The following is a 2,743-nucleotide window of genomic DNA, read 5'->3' on the forward strand; positions in this document are numbered from 1 at the left end:
GGAGCGCCAGCAGGCCGTCGCCCAACTGGCGCAGGACCCGCGCACCCTCGTGCTGCTGGAGGCGCCCCACCGCATTGCCGACCTGGCCCAGGCGCTGGCCGTGCTGCAGGACCGGCCCGTGACCTTGGGCCGCGAGCTGACCAAGCAGTTTGAAGACATTGCCACCATGGCTGCGGCCGATGTGCCCGGCTGGCTGGCGGCCGACCCGCACCGCAGCAAGGGCGAGTTTGCACTGCTGCTGCACCCGCAGGCGGTGCAAACCGATGGCCTGGCCGATGCCCACCGCGTGCTGGCGCTGCTGCTGGCCGAGCTGCCGACCAAGACCGCCGTCAAGCTGGCCGCCGATATCACGGGCGCGCCGCGCAATGCGCTGTATGACACGGCACTGGCCTGGAAGCGCGATGCCGAGCAAGGCGACGACTGATCGCCGCTGCTGCGCTGAGGTTTAAAGCGCCTGGCCGTGCACCAGGCCCGCCGCCACACCGCCAAACAGATCGCCCTCGACCTGCGGGGTATCCGGAAAAGCCTGCGCCAGCGCTGCGCGCAGCGGCTGCAAGGCCGATGAACCGCCGGTCAGGTAGATCGCATCGATCTGCCCTTGCTGCAGGCCGGCGGCCTGCACGCAATCGAGCGCGCACTGCGCCACCTGGGCCAGCAAGGCCTGCAGGCATTGCTGCAGATCGTCGGGCCAGACCTCGGGGCTCAGGCCCGGCTCCAGCCAATCGACTTCCAGCTTTTGCACGCGTTGGTGGTTGGACAGGCCGATCTTGGTTTCCTCGACCGCATTGGCCAGGCGGTGGCCCCAGTGCTCTTGCAAGAGCCGCCCCAGCCGGTCATGCAGAGCCGTATCGCTGTAGCTGCTGCGCAGCGCCTGCACCTCGCGCTGGCGCTGCGGGCTGTACAGCCACTGGATCAGGTGCCAGGTCGACAAGTCATGGAAGACCGCGCTGGGCACCTCGCGCCCGCTGGGCCCCACATGCTGCAGGCCCAGAAGCGGCATGGCCGCCATCAGGCTCAGGCGCCGGTCAAAATCGGTGCCGCCAATGTGCACGCCGGTGGTGGCCAGAATGTCGCTGCTGCGCTCGGGCTTGTTGCGGCGCTCGGGGCCCAGGCGCACCACGGTGAAGTCCGAGGTACCGCCGCCAATGTCGACCACCAGCACCAGCGCCTCGTTGGCAATGCGCTGCTCATAGTCCAGTGCTGCGGCAATGGGCTCCAGCTGAAAGCGCACATCCTTGAAGCCTGCTGCCTGCGCGGCATGCTGCAGGGCCGTTTGCGCCGCCTGGTCACGCCCCGCATCCTCATCGACAAAATGCACCGGCCGGCCCATGACGACGGTGCTGGGCAGATGGCCCATCTGGCGCTCGGCCGTGGCCGCCAGCTGCTGCACAAACAGCGCCACGATGTCCTGGTAGGCCACCAGCTTGCCGTGCACCACCGTTTTCTCCTGCATCAGCGCGCTGCCCAGCAGGCTTTTGAGCGAGCGCATCAGCCGCCCTTCGGTGCCCTCCAGATAGCGCGAGACGGCATCGCGCCCGTAGTGGGTGCTGTGGTCCTCGGTGTTGAAGAACACGGCCGTCGGCATCGCTTGCGAAGCGCCCTCGGCCTGCAACAGCGTGGAAGGCCCGGGCGCAGCCAGGTCGGCCTTGAACGCCATGGCCGAATTGGAAGTGCCGAAATCAATGCCCAAGATGGAGGATGCAGATGACATAAAGACCAGGTCCGACGCGGGGATCGGACGAAAAAATCAAGGCATGCCGGTTGCAAAAATGCAGATCCGGTGCCGGTATAAAAAGGGAAAAGCCTCTGTACCCTAGCGGATGCAGAGGCCCAAATGCGACTGGCCTGACACGGAGTCGGTTGACCCAGGCGTGCGCTGCAAGAACAGTGTTTGCGCGCCGCGACCGGAAAATTATAGGGCAAGCGCATGCGGCGACCGCAGGCAAACCATAGACCCCTCTAATAGCCCTATACAAAATCCATGGGTGTACTGCTATGCTCGGCGCTCCCTGCACCACCGCTGGCAACGCCCATGCCCACCATGCAAGTCACCCATACCATCGCAGAACTCCGACAAGCCCTGGCCGAGCGCGGCCGGCCCGCCTTTGTGCCCACCATGGGCAATCTGCATGCAGGCCATATCTCGCTGGTGCATGAGGCCAAACGCCATGGCGCGGTGACGGTGGCGAGCATCTTTGTCAACCGCCTGCAGTTCCTGCCGACCGAAGATTTCGACAGCTATCCCCGCACCTGGGAGGGCGACTGCAACCAGCTGCAGGCGGCCGGCTGCGACATCCTGTTTGCCCCGCGCGAGAAGGACCTGTACCCCGAGCCCCAGCTGTTCAAGGTGCAGCCTGACCCGGCACTGGCCGACATTCTGGAGGGCGAGTTCCGCCCCGGCTTTTTCACGGGGGTCTGCACCGTCGTGATGAAGCTGTTCAGCTGCGTATTTGCCAGCACCGGCGGGGGCGCGGCCATTTTTGGCTGGAAGGACTACCAGCAGCTGATGGTCATCCGCCGCATGGTGGCGCAGTTTGCACTGCCCATCGAGATCATCGGCTGCCCCACCGCGCGCGCCGACGACGGCCTGGCGCTGAGCTCGCGCAATGGCTACCTGAGCGCCGCCGAGCGCCAGCAGGCCATGGCCCTGTCCCAAGCATTGAAGGCGCTGGCCGCCGCCGCCCGCAACGTGCCCGCCAACCTGCCTGCGCTCGAAGCCCAGGCCATGCAGTCGCTGCGGGCC

The 2,743-nt window shown here is 66.3% G+C and carries 2 protein-coding genes and 1 pseudogene; 2 read left to right on the plus strand and 1 reads right to left on the minus strand.

What is annotated here, in order from left to right:
- Positions 1–424: pseudogene (locus H928_RS0105975) on the plus strand (16S rRNA (cytidine(1402)-2'-O)-methyltransferase); the annotation flags it as partial.
- A 21-nt stretch (positions 425–445) separates the two neighbouring features.
- Here the strand turns inward: H928_RS0105975 and H928_RS0105980 are convergent.
- Complete coding sequence (locus H928_RS0105980; protein WP_021025681.1) at positions 446–1,711, minus strand: Hsp70 family protein; 1,266 nt, start codon at positions 1,709–1,711, stop codon at positions 446–448.
- Positions 1,712–2,041: 330 nt separating this feature from the next.
- On the opposite strand from H928_RS0105980, the gene panC reads away from it, so the two are divergent.
- The coding region (gene panC / locus H928_RS0105985; protein ID WP_027010605.1) for a pantoate--beta-alanine ligase at positions 2,042–2,743 on the plus strand (702 nt) is incomplete at its 3' end.

The organism is Comamonas sp. B-9, assembly GCF_000410635.1.
Classification (GTDB): domain Bacteria; phylum Pseudomonadota; class Gammaproteobacteria; order Burkholderiales; family Burkholderiaceae_C; genus Comamonas.